This is a genomic window from Streptomyces davaonensis JCM 4913, from assembly GCF_000349325.1.
GTDB lineage: Bacteria > Actinomycetota > Actinomycetes > Streptomycetales > Streptomycetaceae > Streptomyces > Streptomyces davaonensis.
Genome location: NC_020504.1, coordinates 6,542,455 through 6,557,700, shown reverse-complemented (window position 1 = coordinate 6,557,700; position 15,246 = coordinate 6,542,455). Strand labels below are relative to the sequence as shown.

Sequence of the window (15,246 nt, the reverse complement as noted above, 5' to 3'; positions counted from 1 at the left end):
CTCCGGTGGGCACGGCCGTCAGGCCGTCAGCTTCGTCAGGGCCTGCGCGAGCTGTTCCAGCTCGCGGCGGATGTGCGGAAGTTCGGTGGGGTCGTCGGCGTCCAGCGCGGTACGGCGCTGAAGGTCGGTCGCGCCGTGCATGAGGCTGGTCGCGGCGCGGAAGCGCAGGGCGTGCGGATCGTCGCCGAAGTGGTGGCCGCCGAGCACGGCGACCCCGGCCCGCTCCAGCAGCACCCGCTCCAGGGACGCCGAGTCGACGGCGCCGTGCGCGGCGAGCACCTCGCGGGCGGGCTCGAAGTCGGGGTAGACGTAGAAGCCGCCGCCGGGGGTACGGCACCGGGCGCCCGCGTCGGTCATGACGCGGTGCACGGCCCGGGTGACGTCGGCGTGCAGCCGGGCGCCGCGGGCGACGTGCGCGGTCAGCTCGGGCGGTTCGTCGTAGGCGTACCGGGCGACGCTCTGGAGCGGTCCGGCCAGCGAGGACCAGACCTCGCTGGCGGTGGCGAGGACGCGGGCGCGCAGCCGCTCGCCCCGGTCCCCGGCGGGGAACCGTGCCGAACCGATCCGCCAGCCGCCGAGGGCATGCGTCTTGCTGAGGCCGGTGGTGACAACCGTGCGCTCGGGCGCGACCTCGGCGGGGCTGCGGAAGCCGGTGGCGGGGTCGTGCAGAAGGTCCCGGTAGATCTCGTCGGAGACCACGGTGAGGTCCGCCTCGCGGGCGATCTCGCAGACCCTGTCGACGATTTCGGGCGGCGCCAGCGTGCCGGTCGGGTTGTCCGGCAGGGTCAGCACCAGCAGCCCGGCCCGCCGCCCCTGTTCCCGGATCCGCTCCAGGGTCCGGGCCAGCGCGTCCGGCTCGGGCACGCCCCCGCACTCCGGAGGGATGTCCACTCCCCAGGCCCGGCGCCCCATCAGCCGCGCCTGCGGCCCGTACGTCACCCAGGCCGGCCGGGGCAGCAGCACGTCCCCCTCGACGGCGGCGACCAGCGCCATCAGCAGCGGCTTGCTGCCGGGCGCCACGGCGATCTGCCCGCCCTCGGTGGGCAGCCCCCGCCGCCGGTGGTACCCGGCCACGGCGGCCAGCACCTCGGGGCGTCCCGCGACCGGCCCGTAGGCGGTGTGCCCGGCCGCTTCACCGAGCGCCCGCACCAGCCCGGCGGGCAACGGCAGCCGCGCCTCCCCGAACCCCAGATGCAGCACCCGCTCCCCGGCGGCCCGGAGCCGGGCGACCTCCTGGTCGAGTGCGAGATTGGGCGATATCCCGGAGCTCATCACGCCACCTCCGCCCGGGCCCCGCCGGTGAGTGCGGCGTGCAGCGCCTCGTCCGCGCCCGCCTCGCACCGCAGCTCGTCGACCCAGGCGGCGGTCGGCGACCAGGGCGCCCGGAACGGACGTCCGACGAGGCGTGGATCGCGGGCCTGGAGCAGCCGCAGCCGGAAGTACCGCCCCTCGGGAAGGTGTTCCACCCCGTCCACGACTACCTTGCCGACGGTGGTCGACATCACCGGCCCGCGCACGGTCCGGGCGAGGCCGGGCAGTTCGCGGTAGGCCTCCTGGAAGATGTCCACCGCGCGGGCCAGCGGCACCCGGTAGTAGGCGTGCGGCCCGGTGTCCCGGGCCACGAACATGTAGTACGGCACCAGCCCCGCGGCGAGTTCGGCCCGCCACAGCCCGGACCAGGTGGCGGCGTTGTCGTTGACGTGGCCGATGAGCGGGGCCTGGCAGTACACGACGGCGCCGGTCGCCCGGATCCGTTCCAGGGCGCGCTGGGCGAGCGGGGTGGCGAGTTCGCGCGGATGGCTGAGGTGGGCCATCACCGCGAGGGTGCGCCCGGACTGGACGACCCGCTCGAACAGGCGCAGGACGTCGTCGGCGTCGCTGTCGCTGACGAACCGCTGCGGCCAGTAGGCGGGCGACTTGGTGCCGATCCTGACGGTCCGCACGGTCGGCACGTCCAGCAGCGGCTCCAGGTGGCCGCGCAGCCGCTCGGTGGTCATCACCATCGGGTCGCCGCCGGTGACGAGCACATCGCTGACGTCGGGATGGCCGCGCAGATGCCGGAGCAGCCCGGCCGGACCGCGCGCGGCGAACCGCAGGTCGGCGTCCCCGACGAACTGCGCCCAGCGGAAGCAGTAGGTGCAGTAGGTGTGGCAGGTCTGGCCCTGGCCGGGGAAGTACAGCACGGTCTCGCGGTACTTGTGCTGGAGCCCCGGGACCGGACCGGAGTCGTCGCGGGGCACGTTCAGCTCCTGCTGCCCGCCGGGATGCGGGTTGAGCCGCTCCCGGATCTCCCGTACGGCGGCGACCACTTCGGGGTCGCCGTCCCGGCGTCCGGCCAGCCGGCGCAGTACGCCCAGGTCGGCCTCGTCGAGCATCCCGGCCTGTGGGAAGACGAGTTGGTACATGGGATCGTCCGGAACCCGTGTCCAGTCGACGAGTTCGGAGAGCACGTACTCGTTCACCCGGAACGGCAGCACCCGGGACAGCAGCCGTACCGTCTCGCGCGCGGCGTCCGGGAGCGGATAGCGCCGGGCGATGTCGTCCAGCTGCCGCGGTCCGTACGCGCGGAAGCGAGTGGTGGTGCCGTCGACCGTCAAGTGCACGCTGGGTCCCCCGTCCCTCACGACTGCGACTTGAGGGGAACGCTAGGTCGGCCGTCCGGCGCGACCGCCGGGATGGCACGTTCCTGACCCGGGGACGTCAACTTCCGGCAGCACCCCCGGTCGGAGACGGTCACGAGCACTAACGTCCGCCGCACCAGATGCGGTTCGGCAGCGTCCCTCAGGGGCGCGGGGAACTGCGCAACAAGCCACGACGGCGCCGCAGACGAACGACAGGGGACCCAACCGATGGAACCCACGGAAGCCACCGCGACAACCGAAATTCCGCGCCCCCCGACCGGCGTGGGCGACGGCAGTCAGCTGCTGGACTGGCTGAGGACCATGCGTGACCGCCACCCGGTGTGGCGGGACGACATGACCGGCGCCGCCCATGTGTTCCGCTACGACGACCTGCTGAAGGTGCTGTCCTCCCCGGACGTCTTCAGCTCCGACTTCAGCGCGATCATGCCGCCGCCCGACCCGGACGCCCCCAACTTCACCGAGGGCGTGCTGACGATGACCGACCCGCCCCGGCACGGCAAGCTGCGCCGCCTGGTCAGCCAGGCGTTCACCCCGCGCATGGTGGCCCAGCTGGAGCCCAAGGTGGAGGTGCTGACCCGGGAGCTGTTCGACACGGTCGCCGGGGAGCGGGACTTCGACCTGGTCTCCGCGGTGGCCTATCCGCTGCCGGTGATCGTCATCGCGGAGATGCTGGGCATCCCGCCGGCCGACCGCGAGCTGTTCCGCGGCTGGGGCGAGGCCCTGCTGTCGACCAACTACGAGCTGCCGGTGGGCGCGGTGCCCGACGGCACGATGCCCGAGCAGATCGCCGCCCAGCTCAAGGAGATGCACGCCTATCTCCTCGGCCACGTCCAGGACCGCCGTACCACCCCGCGCGACGATCTGATCAGCCGGCTGGTGACGGCCGAGGTCGACGGCGACGCGCTGACCGACGGCGAGACGGTGAGCTTCCTGAACTTCCTGCTGCTGGCGGGCCATCTGACGACGTCGCTGCTGATGGGCAACACCCTGCTGAGCTTCGCGGACGAGCCGGCGCAGCTGAAGGCGGTGCGCGAGGACCGCGAGCTGGTGCCGGCCGCCCTGGAGGAGGTGCTGCGGCACCGCCCGCCGGTGGTCTTCCAGGCCAGGGTCACCCGTCAGGAGACCGAGCTCGGCGGGGTCACCCTGCCGGCGAACGTGCCGGTGATGTGCTGGCAGATGTCCGGCAACCGCGACGAGCGGCACTTCCCCGACCCGGACCGCTTCGACATCTCCCGCACCCCGAACACCCATCTGACGTTCGGTCACGGCATCCACTTCTGCATCGGCACCCCGCTGGCCCGGCTGGAGTCCCGGATCGTGCTGAACGAACTCCTCGACCGCTACCGCCAGGTGGACGTGGGAACGCCCGTCTACTACGAGCGCAGCCCCGAGATCTTCGGGGTGAAGAGCCTGCCGATCACCGTCGAGACCGCCTGAGGAGACGAGCCGATGACGTCAGCGACACCCGAGGCCGCACCGTTCGAGGGGCCGCCGGCCGTGGTGGGCGACGGCCGGGAGCTGTACGCGTGGCTGAAGCGGATGCGCCGCGAGGCACCGGTGTGGATCGACCCCGCCAGCGGCTCGTGCCACGTCCTCCGGCACGCCGACGCCCTGCGGGTCCTGTCCGAACCCGCGGTGTTCTCCTCGGACTTCAGCTCCCTGGCGCCGCCGCCGGAGCCGGGTCTGCCGAACTTCGCGGAGGCGTCCCTGAGCGTGACCGACCCGCCGCGCCACGGTCAGCTGCGCAAGCTGATCAGCCAGGCGTTCACCCCGCGTACGGTGGCGGGCCTGGAACCGCGGATCCAGGCGGTCACCACGGAACTGCTCGACTCGATCGCCGAGCGCACCGACTTCGACCTGGTGGAGGAGTTGTCGGGGCCGCTGCCGGTGGTGGTGATCGCCGAGCTGCTGGGCATCCCGAGCTCGGACCGGGAGATGTTCCGGCGCTGGGCGGAGTATCTGCTGCCGCCCAGCGACGAGGTGACGGCGGGCGAGTTCCTGGAGGGCGGCTACGCGAAGACCCGGGCCGCCGAGCTGACCGAGATGGCCGACTATCTCCTCTCCCACGTCCAGGACCGCCGTACGACACCCCGGGACGACCTGCTGTCCCGGCTGGCGGCGGCGGAGGCGGACGGCGAACGCCTCACCGACAAGCAGATGGTCAACTTCTCGGCGTTCCTGCTGCTGGCGGGCCACCTGACGACGACCCTCTTCATGAGCAACGCCCTGCTCAGCTTCGCCGAGACCCCGGGCACCCTCACCGAGATCCGCAAGGACCCGTCCCTCATCCCCGGCGCCTTGGACGAGGTGCTGCGCTACCGCCCGCCGGTGTCCTTCCTCTACCGCCTGACCCGCGAGGACACCCGCATCGGCGAGGTGGACGTCCCGGCCGGCCGCATCGTGGTCACCTGGCTCCTCTCGGCCAACCGGGACGAAGTCCAGTTCCCCGACCCCGACCGCTTCGACCCCCACCGCGCCCCCACCGGCCACCTGACCTTCTCCCACGGCATCCACTTCTGCCTGGGCGCCCCCCTGGCCAGGATGGAGTCATCCATCGTCCTGAACGCCCTCCTGACCCGCTACCGCACCATCACCCTGGGCACCCCCACCTACCACCAACGCCCAGACATCTACGGCGTAACAAGCCTGCCGGTCTCGGTAGAACCCAGGTAACCGCGGGCGCCGTGCCGCCCCAACCCGCGTAGCTGCGGGCAGTCGTGCCGCTGGGGCGGCACGGGTGGGCTGGGGTCCCCCCTCTGGGGGGAGGCACCCCGCCGGCGCGGGCGAGCGAAACCCACCCTTACGGCACCTCACTCACCCAGGGCGACGCCCCAAGTCCCCGTAGCAGTGAACCGCTCCATGTCAGAGAGCGGCCCACCCAGCTCCCACCCCTTCGCAGCGACCCAGGAGTCGTCGTAGTACGTATCCCGGTAGCTCTCCCCCGCATCCCCCACGACCATCACGACACTCCCTCGCTCCCCCTCCCGCCGCATCCGGTCCAGCACAGAGAACGCCCCCCACAGACAACTCCCGGAGGAGGGCCCCGCCATCACCCCGGTGACCGCGTGCAGATGCCGCATCGCCGCCACACTCGCCACATCCGGCACCGGAATCACCAGATCGACCACGGACGAGTCGAAGGCGGGCTCCATACGCGGCCGTCCGATCCCCTCGATCCGGGACGGCATCCCGGTGGTGTACCCGGGAAAATCCGCGGCCCAGCCGGGAAAGTACGCCGAGTGCTCGGGATCGACCACGGCCACCCTGGTCCCCACCCCCCGCATCCGCAGATACTTGCCCACCGCCGCCGAGGTCGCCCCACTCCCGACCCCGACAACGACCCACACCGGCGCAGACTCCCCCGCCTTCTCCAGGTCCCCCAGAATCTGCGCCCCGAGACTCTCCGGCCCCCGCCAGTCGACGGCGTCCCCCACCCGCTCCAGATGGTCCAGACAGTGCCCCCCGGACTCCTCGGCAAGGGAGCGCGCCTTCTCGTACACGGCAAGCGGCGGGTCGAAGGGATGGCACCGCCCGCCCTGCTCCTCGATCCGCCGCCGCTTGGCCGCCCCCGTCTTCCCCGGTACGACGGCCGTGAACGGCAGCCCCAGCAGCCGCGCGAAGTAGGCCTGCGCGACCGCCATGTTGCCGCTGGTCGCCTCGAACAAAGAGGTGTCGGGCCCGATCTGACCGGCCTTCAGGGCGTCGAGGAAAAGATCACGCGCGGGCCCGTGCTTCAGACTCCCCGTCGGCCGCCGCGACTCGTCCTTCAGATACAGCGCCGCCCCCGGCGGGCCGGCCAGCGGGAACGCCCGCAGCGGCGTGGGCGCCTCGGCGGCCCGGTCTGCCAGCAGCAGCTCGATCGCCCGGTCCACCCAGGCGCGGTCCCTCTCGTCCCCGATTCCCCGTGCCACGTGATGCGTCTCCGTTCTCGTAGCGCCAGGCCGTCACGGATGACCTTCCCAGGTTGGCCGGAATCCGCACCCAGACCCTCTCGTCCACTGTACGACTCAATCGTATGGTGTACGAGTCCGGCCCGGAAGGAGCACAGTCATGGCGACATCCGAACGTGACCGCAAGTGGTGGATCCTGGGGGTCCTCTGCCTGACCCTGCTGACGACGGTGCTCGACAACACCGTCCTCAACGTCGCCGTCCCCACCCTCATGGAGGACCTCGACGCCAGTACGGCCGATGTGCAGTGGGTGATCAACGCCTATTCGCTCGCCCTGGCCGGCTTCCTCATCGCCTCCGGCGGCATGGCCGACCACTTCGGCCGCAAGCGGGCCCTGTTCGCGGGACTCACCCTGTTCGGCGTGGGCTCGCTGACCGGCGCCCTGGCGGACTCGGTGGGCACCCTGGTCGCGGCCCGGGTGACGATGGGCCTCGGCGCCTCCCTGCTGATGCCGGCCACCCTCGCGGTCCTCATGCACGTCTTCGGGGACGAGGAGCGCATGAAGGCCATCGGCATCTGGATGGCGGTGTCCGCGGCCGGCATGGCGGGCGGCCCGGTCATCGGCGGCTTTCTGCTGGCCCACTTCTGGTGGGGCTCGGTCTTCCTGATCAACGTGCCGATCGCGGTCGTCGGCCTGGTCGCCATCGCCTGGCTGGTACCCGAGTCCCGCAACCCGCACAGCGAACGGCCCGACTTCGTCGGCCTGCCGGTCTCCGTGCTGGGCATGGTGTCCCTGGTCTGGGCGGTCATCGCGATCCCCGAGCACGGCTGGACCGACACGCTGGTCCTCGGCCCGCTCGCCGTGGCCGTCGCCGCCATGGCCGTGTTCGCGGTGTGGGAGCGCCGGACACCGCATCCGATGCTGGACATGAGCCTGTTCACCGAACGACGGTTCACCGGCGCGGCGCTCGGCGGCCTGCTCGCCGCCTTCGGCATGGGCGGCTCGCTCTTCCTGCTCACCCAGCAGCTCCAGTTCGTCCTCGGCTACTCGCCGCTCGAAACCGGCCTGCGCATCGTGCCGTTCGCCGTGGCCCTGCTCATCGGCAGCGGCGCCGCCAGCGCCCCGCTGGGCAAGAGGATCGGCCTCGCCCGGACCGTGGCGCTCAGCATGGTGGCGGCCGCGCTCGGCCTGTGCGCCATCGCCGCCACCAGTGACAGCGGCTACGGCTGGACCCTGCCGGGGCTGATCCTGGTCGGGTTCGCGATGGGCACCGCGGGCCCCGCCGCCGGAGCCGCCCTGATGAGCGCGATCCCGCCGGCCCGGGCCGGTACCGCCTCCGGCGTCAACGGCACGCTCCAGGAGCTGGGCACCGGCCTGGGCGTGGCCGCGCTCGGCGCCGCCCTGGTCGCCCGGTTCGACGCGGGGCTGCCCGCCGCCCTGCCGGACGGCGCCGAGGAGTCGCTGCCCACCGCGCTCGCCGGGGCGGGCGGCCGGGCGGAGGAGGTCCGCGACGCCTTCGTCTCGGCCCTGGAGACCAGCCAGTTCCTCGGCGCCCTCGCCGTGGCGGTCGGCGGCATCGCGGCCGGCGCGCTGCTCGGCTGGGCGAGCCGCGAGCCCACCGCCCCGCCGACCCCGGTCGGCGCCGTGGTCTCCGGCGACCGCGAGGACCCGGGCAGCCCCAGCCCGGTGTGACCCGGTCCGTGCGGCGTACGGCCGTACGATGACAGGCCTGCGTACAGGTTCCGGAGGTGCCGGACCGATGCCGAGGAGGGGCCGGGCGTGGCCGATCGCAAGCGGGGTGCGGCGAAGACCGCGAGCGTGTGGCTGGCACCCCCGGTGCGGCAGCCCGGCCCTCCGGGACTGAGCCGGGACCGCATCGTGCGCACCGCGGTCGAACTCCTGGACGCCGAAGGCCTCCAGGCCCTGTCCATGCGCCGGGTGGCCGCGGCGCTCGGCGCCGGTCACATGTCCCTGTACTGGCATGTGACCACCAAGGGCGCCTTGTTGGAGCTGGCCCTCGACGAGGTGTTCGGAGAAGTCGCGGCGCCCCCGGAAGACCTCCCCTGGGACGAGCAATTGCGCGCCCTGGCGGGCAGCCTGCGCGCGATGTTCGGCCGCCACCGGTGGGCCGCCCGACTGATCGGCGAGTACCTCAACATCGGCCCGAACGCGCTGCGGATGACCGACACGGCGCTGCGTGTGGTGAACGGCTCGGGCCTGGCGCCCGATCAGACCGACAGCGCCGCCGCGCTGGTCCTGGAGTACGTCTGCGGTTTCGCCACCGCGGAGACCCGCATGATCGAGAACGCGGCGCACGCGGAGCGCGACGGCGAGAGTTCGCCGGACGAGGGTTTCGCCGAGGTCTCGGACGCGGTCCGCTCGGGCCTGACCGAGTTCGCGTCGCTGCGGGAGCTCGCGGGCCGCGACATCGGCACGGCCACCGAGATCCGTGACCGCAACTTCGCCTTCGGCCTTCAGTGCATCATCGCGGGCCTACGCTCGCTCTCGACCCCCGACAACACCCGGCGCTGAGACGTGCCTCGCAGGTCACATCGTTTCTGCACGGAGGGTGCAAGGTGGGGCGGGTGGGACTCGAACCCACGGCCGACGGATTATGAGTCCGCTGCTCTAACCGGCTGAGCTACCGCCCCATAGCGGCGTGTCGCGCACATTTGTACGCGCCGTCTGCCGCAGCATAGCCGCTCATACGATCTCCTGCTTCGGATGGTCGACTACGCATGCCCAGAAGGACTTCAGCGCGCCCCGCACGGTTCCCGAGCAGCTGAAACAGGACATGAAAAAGGACCCCGTGGGGTCCTCTTCAACCTGCTCCCCCGACTGGACTCGAACCAGTAACCTGCCGGTTAACAGCCGGCTGCTCTGCCAATTGAGCTACGGAGGACCGAGCTCCCCCGACTGGACTCGAACCAGTAACCTGCCGGTTAACAGCCGGCTGCTCTGCCAATTGAGCTACGGAGGAATGCCTCGTTGCATCGAACGTACCTACCTGGGTATTCGCCAGGGGGCGGGCGCTCGCTGCGACACATACATTAGCGCAAGCAGGGGGGTGCTCCGCCAATCGGTTCCCCCGGCACCGACCTACCTGAGGGAAGGGTGGCCTCCATGCGCTACAAGCTCACGTTCGTCGTCGGGCTGGCTCTGGGTTACGTGCTCGGCACCCGCGCCGGGCGCGAACGCTACGAACAGCTGAAGAAGTCGGCGCGTCAGGTGGCCCAGAACCCGGCGGTCCGCAACACCGCCGAGACGGCGGCCCAGCAGGGCCGGGTGTACGCGGGCAAGGCCTACCACGCGGTCAGCGACAAGGTCGGCGACCACGTACCGCAGTCCGTGAGCCAGCGCGTCCGGCACCTGCGCGACCGCCACCCCAACGGCGAGGTCGAGGACGACTGGGGCACGAGCAACACCTGAGCGGCACGCGCATGCACGCACTCCCCTGCCTCGCGTGCCCCATAGAATTTTCGCCATGGGGATAGTCGCCGGGTTGGACAGCTCGCCCGAGTTCACTCGTATCGTCGTCTGCGACGCGGACACCGGAGCCGTGCTCCGGCAGGGCTATGCGCCGCATCCGGTCGAGGGGCGGCCCTCCGACGTCGATCCCCAGGCCTGGCTGCTCTCCCTCGGGGAGGCCGCCGGCGGGGGTCTGCTGGAGGGCGTGCAGGCCATCGGCGTCTCCTCGCAGCAGAACGCCGTCGTGCCGCTGGACTCCCAGGGCAACACCACCCGCCCCGCGATGGTCGGCGGTGACAAGCGGGCCCAGGTCGCCGCAGCCGATCTCATCGACGCGCTCGGCGGGCGTGAAGCCTGGGCGCAGGCCGTGGGGTGCGTTCCGCAGGCCGCGCAGCCGGTGACCAAGCTGCGCTGGCTGAGCAAGACCGAGCCGGACAACGCCCTGCGCACCGCCGTCCTGCTCCAGGCTCACGATTGGCTGGTGTGGCAGCTGCTCGGGCGCCCGGTGCGCCGTACCACCGACCGCGGCGGGGCCTCCGGCACCGGGTACTGGTCCGCCGCCACCGGCAGCTACCGCACCGACCTCGTCGAGCTGGCGCTCGGTCACCAGGCCATGCTGCCGGAGGTCATCGGCCCCGCCGAGGCGGCCGGTACGACGCCGGAGGGGCTGCTGATCTCCGCCGGGACCGGCGAGACCATGGCCGCCGCGTTCGGGCTCGGACTCGGGTTCGGGGACGCCGTGGTGTCGCTGGGCGCCTCCGGCTCGGTCATGGCCATCCACCCCGAGGCGCTGCACGACCCGACCGGGATGATCACCTCGCTGGCCGACGCGACCGGCATGCACCTGCCGGTCGTCACCACCCTGAACGCCGTACGGACCCTGCGCGGGACCGCCGAGCTGCTCGGGGTGCCGGATCTGGAGAGTCTGTCCGAGCTGGCGATGAAGTCGACGCCCGGATCGCACGGACTTGTACTGCTGCCCTATCTGGAGGGCGAGCGGACGCCGAACCTGCCGCACACCGCCGGCACGCTGGCGGGGCTCAGGCGGGAGGCGATGCGTCCTGAGCATCTGGCGCGGGCCGCGTTCGAGGGCATGCTGTGCGGGCTCGCGGACGCCCTCGACGTACTGCGCGGCCGGGGCGTCGAGGTGCGGCGGGTCTTCCTGCTGGGGGCGGCCGCCGAGCTGCCCGCGGTGCAGGCCTCCGCGCCGTCGATCTTCGGCGCCCAGGTCGTCGTACCGCAGCCGGCGGACTATGCGGCGATCGGGGCCGCCCGGCAGGCGGCCTGGGCGCTGGGTGCGTCGCAGGGCGCGCTCGACGCGCGCACCCCGCCGCTGTGGCAGGGTCCGGCGGCTCAGGTGCTGGATCCCGGCGAGGAGCTGGCGGTGGGGCAGGCCGTGCGACAGCAGTTCGTGTCGGTGCGGGAGCAGACCCATCCGGGGGCCTTTCGCTCGTAGCGCACCCTCGTTGGGTTAATCAGTTGAGGTAACGCGGGTGGAGTGTCCGACGATAGGGGCCAGGGGCAACCAACCGCCCCGCCGCCGACTCCGAGAGACACAGCGTGCTCATACGACTCCTGCGGACCTACCTCAGGCCCTACCGAAAACCCATCGCCCTGCTGGTGCTGCTCCAGTTCCTGCAGACCTGCGCCACGCTCTACCTGCCGACCCTGAACGCGGACATCATCGACAACGGTGTCGTCAACGGAGACACCGGCTACATCCTCAGCTACGGCGCCCTGATGATCGGCATCTCGCTGGCGCAGGTCGTGTGCAACATCGGGGCCGTGTACTACGGCGCCCGGACCGCCTCGGCGCTGGGCCGGGACATGCGCGCCGCCGTCTTCGGCCGGGTGCAGTCCTTCTCCGCGCGTGAGGTCGGCCATTTCGGCGCGCCCTCGCTGATCACCCGCACCACCAATGACGTGCAGCAGGTCCAGATGCTGGCCCTGATGACGTTCACGCTGATGGTGTCGGCGCCGATCATGTGCGTCGGCGGCATCGTGCTGGCGCTCGGCCTCGATGTGCCGCTGTCGGCGGTGCTGGTCGCCGTGGTGCCGGTGCTGGGCATCTGCGTGACCTTGATCGTGCGGCGGCTGCGGCCGCTGTTCCGGTCCATGCAGGAGCGCCTGGACACGGTGAACCGGGTGCTGCGCGAGCAGATCACCGGCAACCGCGTGATCCGCGCCTTCGTCCGCGACGAGTACGAGCAGCAACGGTTCCGCAAGGCCAACACCGACCTCACCGCGATGTCGCTGGGCACCGGCAATCTGCTCGCGCTGATGTTCCCGATCGTGATGACCGTGGTGAACATGTCGTCGATCGCCGTGGTGTGGTTCGGCGCCCATCGCATCGACAGCGGTGGCATGCAGATCGGTGATCTGACGGCGTTCCTCGCCTATCTGATGCAGATCGTGATGTCCGTGATGATGGCCACCTTCATGTTCATGATGGTGCCGCGCGCGGAGGTGTGTGCCGAGCGGATCCAGGAGGTGCTCGACACCGAGTCCAGCGTGGTGCCGCCGAAGGCGCCGGTGCTGGAGCTGCGCCGGCACGGCCAGCTGGAGATCCGAGGCGCGGGCTTCCGCTACCCGGGTGCCGAGGAGCCGGTGCTCAAGGGCATCGACCTGATGGCGCTGCCCGGCGAGACCACGGCCGTGATCGGCTCGACCGGCAGCGGCAAGTCCACCCTGCTGGGCCTGGTCCCCCGGCTGTTCGACGCGACCGACGGCCGGGTGCTGGTGGACGGCGAGGACGTGGCCGGCATCGACCCGAAGGTGCTGGCCAGAACGGTCGGCCTGGTGCCGCAGAAGCCGTATCTGTTCGCCGGGACAGTGGCGACGAACCTTCGCTACGGCAATCCCGACGCCACCGACGAGGAGCTGTGGCACGCGCTGGAAGTGGCGCAGGCCAAGGAGTTCGTGCAGGGACTCGAGAACGGGCTCGACGCCCCGATCGCGCAGGGCGGCACCAATGTCTCCGGCGGCCAGCGGCAGCGGCTCGCCATCGCCCGCACCCTCGTGCAGCGGCCGGAGATCTATCTCTTCGACGACTCCTTCTCCGCGCTCGACTACGCCACCGACGCGGCCCTGCGCGCCGCGCTGTCCCAGGAGACCGCCGAGGCGACCGTGGTGATCGTCGCCCAGCGGGTGGCGACCATCCGGGACGCCGACCGGATCGTCGTCCTCGACGAGGGGCGGGTCGTCGGCACCGGGCGCCACCAGGAGCTGATGGCGGACAACGAGACGTACCGGGAGATCGTGCTCTCCCAGCTGACGGAAGCGGAGGCCGCCTGATGGCCGGGCCGATGGGGCGGATGATGGCCGGCACCGGCCCGGACCACCGCTCGCTGGACTTCAAGGTGTCGGGCAAGCGGCTGGTCGCCCAGTTCAAGCCGGAGCGGCTCACCATCTATGTGCTGCTCCTGTGTGTCGTACTCAGCGTGGGTCTGTCGGTCATCGGGCCGAAGATCCTCGGCAAGGCCACCGACCTGGTCTTCGCGGGCATCGTCGGACGGGAGATGGAGCCCGGGGCGACGAAGGAACAGGTCCTGGAGGGCATGCGGGACCGCGGTGACGGCGATGTCGCCGACATGCTCCGCTCCACCGACTTCACACCCGGCGAGGGGATCGACTTCACCGCCGTCGGGCATGTGCTGCTGCTCGCGCTCGCCGTGTTCACCGTGGCGGGGCTGCTGATGGCGGTGGCGACGCGTCTGGTGAACCGGGCCGTGAACCGGACGATGTACCGGATGCGGGAGGACGTGCAGGTCAAGCTGTCGCGGCTGCCGCTGTCCTACTTCGACAAGCGGCAGCGCGGCGAAGTGCTCTCCCGCGCCACCAACGACATCGACAACATCGGGCAGACGCTCCAGCAGTCGATGGGCCAGCTCATCAACTCGGTGCTCACCATCATCGGTGTGCTCGCGATGATGTTCTGGGTGTCGTGGATCCTGGCGCTCGTGGCGCTGGTGACGGTGCCCGTGTCGTTCGTCGTCGCCACCCGGGTCGGCAAGCGGTCGCAGCCGCACTTCGTGCAGCAGTGGCGCACCACGGGCAAGCTGAACGCGCATGTGGAGGAGATGTACACCGGGCACACCCTGGTGAAGGTGTTCGGGCGGCAGGAGGAGTCGGCCGAGCAGTTCGCCGAGCAGAACGAGGCGCTGTACGAGGCCGGGTTCAAGGCTCAGTTCAACAGCGGGATCATGCAGCCGCTGATGATGTTCGTGTCGAACATCAACTATGTGCTGGTGGCGGTGGTCGGCGGTCTGCGGGTCGCCTCCGGGTCGCTGTCGATCGGTGACGTGCAGGCCTTCATCCAGTACTCGCGGCAGTTCTCCATGCCGCTGACGCAGGTGGCGTCCATGGCGAACCTGGTGCAGTCGGGTGTGGCGTCGGCCGAGCGGATCTTCGAACTCCTCGACGCGGAGGAGCAGTCGGCGGACCCCGTGCCCGGGGTGCGGCCGGAGGAGCTGCGCGGGCGGGTGGCGCTGGAGGGCGTGTCCTTCCGGTACGACCCCGAAAAGCCGCTCATCGAGGACCTCTCCCTGACGGTGGAGCCCGGACAGACGGTCGCCATCGTCGGCCCGACCGGCGCCGGGAAGACCACGCTGGTCAACCTTCTGATGCGGTTCTACGAGGTCTCCGGCGGGCGGATCACGCTGGACGGGGTGGACGTCGCGACGATGTCCCGGGACGAGCTGCGGGCCGGGATCGGCATGGTGCTCCAGGACACGTGGCTGTTCGGCGGCACGATCGCGGAGAACATCGCGTACGGGGCGGCGCGTGAGGTGACTCGGGGGGAGATCGAGGAGGCGGCGCGGGCCGCTCACGCGGACCGGTTCGTCCGTACGCTTCCCGACGGCTACGACACGGTGATCGACGACGAGGGGGCCGGGGTCAGTGCGGGTGAGAAGCAGCTGATCACCATCGCCCGTGCGTTCCTGTCGGATCCGGTGATCCTGGTGCTGGACGAGGCGACGTCCTCGGTCGACACCCGGACGGAGGTGCTGATCCAGAAGGCGATGGCGAAGCTCGCGCACGGGCGTACGTCGTTCGTGATCGCGCACCGTCTCTCGACCATCCGGGACGCCGACACGATCCTCGTCATGGAGAACGGCTCGATCGTGGAGCAGGGCGCGCACGGCGAGCTGCTGGCCGCCGACGGGGCGTATGCGCGGCTGTACAAGGCGCAGTTCGCGGAGGCGGTGGCCGAGGTCGACTAGGTACGCGGGGGCCGCCGTCAGGC

Annotated in this window: 11 protein-coding genes and 3 tRNA genes; 8 read left to right on the top strand and 6 right to left on the bottom strand. The window is 71.1% G+C overall.

The window, feature by feature from the left end; genetic code table 11:
* Positions 1-18: 18 nt before the first annotated feature.
* Positions 19-1,272: a pyridoxal phosphate-dependent aminotransferase gene (locus BN159_RS29065; protein ID WP_015660584.1), complete on the bottom strand. Its 1,254-nt coding sequence runs from the start codon at positions 1,270-1,272 to the stop codon at positions 19-21.
* Positions 1,272-2,603, bottom strand: coding sequence for a KamA family radical SAM protein (locus tag BN159_RS29060; RefSeq protein WP_015660583.1), 1,332 nt, complete (start codon positions 2,601-2,603; stop codon positions 1,272-1,274). Before BN159_RS29060 ends, BN159_RS29065 begins: the two co-directional genes overlap by 1 nt.
* Positions 2,604-2,849: 246 nt before the next feature.
* Between BN159_RS29060 and BN159_RS29055 the strand changes: the two genes are divergently transcribed.
* Both BN159_RS29055 and BN159_RS29050 read left to right on the top strand, forming a co-directional pair.
* Positions 2,850-4,079, top strand: a complete 1,230-nt coding sequence (locus BN159_RS29055) for a cytochrome P450 (RefSeq protein ID WP_015660582.1) — start codon at positions 2,850-2,852, stop codon at positions 4,077-4,079.
* A gap of 12 nt (positions 4,080-4,091) precedes the next feature.
* A complete protein-coding gene (locus BN159_RS29050; protein WP_015660581.1) occupies positions 4,092-5,315 on the top strand; it encodes a cytochrome P450 in 1,224 nt (407 codons plus the stop codon).
* 137 nt (positions 5,316-5,452) lie between these two features.
* Here the strand turns inward: BN159_RS29050 and BN159_RS29045 are convergent, their stop codons facing one another.
* Complete coding sequence (locus BN159_RS29045; protein WP_015660580.1) at positions 5,453-6,553, bottom strand: PLP-dependent cysteine synthase family protein; 1,101 nt, start codon at positions 6,551-6,553, stop codon at positions 5,453-5,455.
* A gap of 139 nt (positions 6,554-6,692) precedes the next feature.
* Between BN159_RS29045 and BN159_RS29040 the strand changes: the two genes are divergently transcribed.
* Both BN159_RS29040 and BN159_RS29035 read left to right on the top strand, forming a co-directional pair.
* Positions 6,693-8,225 carry a DHA2 family efflux MFS transporter permease subunit gene (locus BN159_RS29040; RefSeq protein ID WP_015660579.1) on the top strand — a complete coding sequence of 511 codons (1,533 nt, stop codon included), beginning with the start codon at positions 6,693-6,695 and terminating at the stop codon, positions 8,223-8,225.
* 87 nt (positions 8,226-8,312) lie between these two features.
* The gene (locus BN159_RS29035; protein ID WP_015660578.1) at positions 8,313-9,065 is read left to right on the top strand and encodes a TetR/AcrR family transcriptional regulator; all 753 of its coding nucleotides are present in this window, start codon (positions 8,313-8,315) and stop codon (positions 9,063-9,065) included.
* Positions 9,066-9,110: 45 nt separating this feature from the next.
* Here the strand turns inward: BN159_RS29035 and BN159_RS29030 are convergent.
* The 3 genes from BN159_RS29030 to BN159_RS29020 form a co-directional block, all read right to left on the bottom strand.
* Positions 9,111-9,184, bottom strand: a tRNA-Ile gene (locus BN159_RS29030).
* 178 nt (positions 9,185-9,362) lie between these two features.
* Positions 9,363-9,435: transfer RNA gene (locus BN159_RS29025), tRNA-Asn, on the bottom strand.
* A gap of 5 nt (positions 9,436-9,440) precedes the next feature.
* A tRNA-Asn gene (locus BN159_RS29020) sits at positions 9,441-9,513 on the bottom strand.
* A 143-nt stretch (positions 9,514-9,656) separates the two neighbouring features.
* On the opposite strand from BN159_RS29020, the gene BN159_RS29015 reads away from it, so the two are divergent.
* The 4 genes from BN159_RS29015 (at position 9,657) to BN159_RS29000 (ending at position 15,223) form a co-directional block, all read left to right on the top strand.
* Entirely contained in the window at positions 9,657-9,962 is a 306-nt protein-coding gene (locus tag BN159_RS29015; protein ID WP_015660577.1) for a hypothetical protein, read from the top strand.
* A gap of 55 nt (positions 9,963-10,017) precedes the next feature.
* Positions 10,018-11,457 (top strand): xylulokinase, encoded by a 1,440-nt coding sequence (locus BN159_RS29010; RefSeq protein WP_015660576.1) that lies wholly within the window; start codon positions 10,018-10,020, stop codon positions 11,455-11,457.
* Positions 11,458-11,561: 104 nt separating this feature from the next.
* Positions 11,562-13,295, top strand: a complete 1,734-nt coding sequence (locus BN159_RS29005; protein ID WP_015660575.1) for an ABC transporter ATP-binding protein — start codon at positions 11,562-11,564, stop codon at positions 13,293-13,295.
* Entirely contained in the window at positions 13,295-15,223 is a 1,929-nt protein-coding gene (locus BN159_RS29000; protein WP_015660574.1) for an ABC transporter ATP-binding protein, read from the top strand. The genes BN159_RS29005 and BN159_RS29000 overlap by 1 nt, the downstream gene beginning before the upstream one ends.
* Positions 15,224-15,246: the final 23 nt, after the last annotated feature.

What these genes read in the sequence shown, in the direction of transcription:
- BN159_RS29055 (WP_015660582.1), top strand. Translation starts at nt 2,850, where the DNA reads ATGGAACCCACGGAAGCCACCGCGACAACCGAAATTCCGCGCCCCCCG.
- BN159_RS29000 (WP_015660574.1), top strand. Translation starts at nt 13,295, where the DNA reads ATGGCCGGGCCGATGGGGCGGATGATGGCCGGCACCGGCCCGGACCAC.
- BN159_RS29040 (WP_015660579.1), top strand. Translation starts at nt 6,693, where the DNA reads ATGGCGACATCCGAACGTGACCGCAAGTGGTGGATCCTGGGGGTCCTC.
- BN159_RS29010 (WP_015660576.1), top strand. Translation starts at nt 10,018, where the DNA reads ATGGGGATAGTCGCCGGGTTGGACAGCTCGCCCGAGTTCACTCGTATC.
- BN159_RS29050 (WP_015660581.1), top strand. Translation starts at nt 4,092, where the DNA reads ATGACGTCAGCGACACCCGAGGCCGCACCGTTCGAGGGGCCGCCGGCC.
- BN159_RS29065 (WP_015660584.1), bottom strand. Translation starts at nt 1,272, where the DNA reads ATGAGCTCCGGGATATCGCCCAATCTCGCACTCGACCAGGAGGTCGCC.
- BN159_RS29015 (WP_015660577.1), top strand. Translation starts at nt 9,657, where the DNA reads ATGCGCTACAAGCTCACGTTCGTCGTCGGGCTGGCTCTGGGTTACGTG.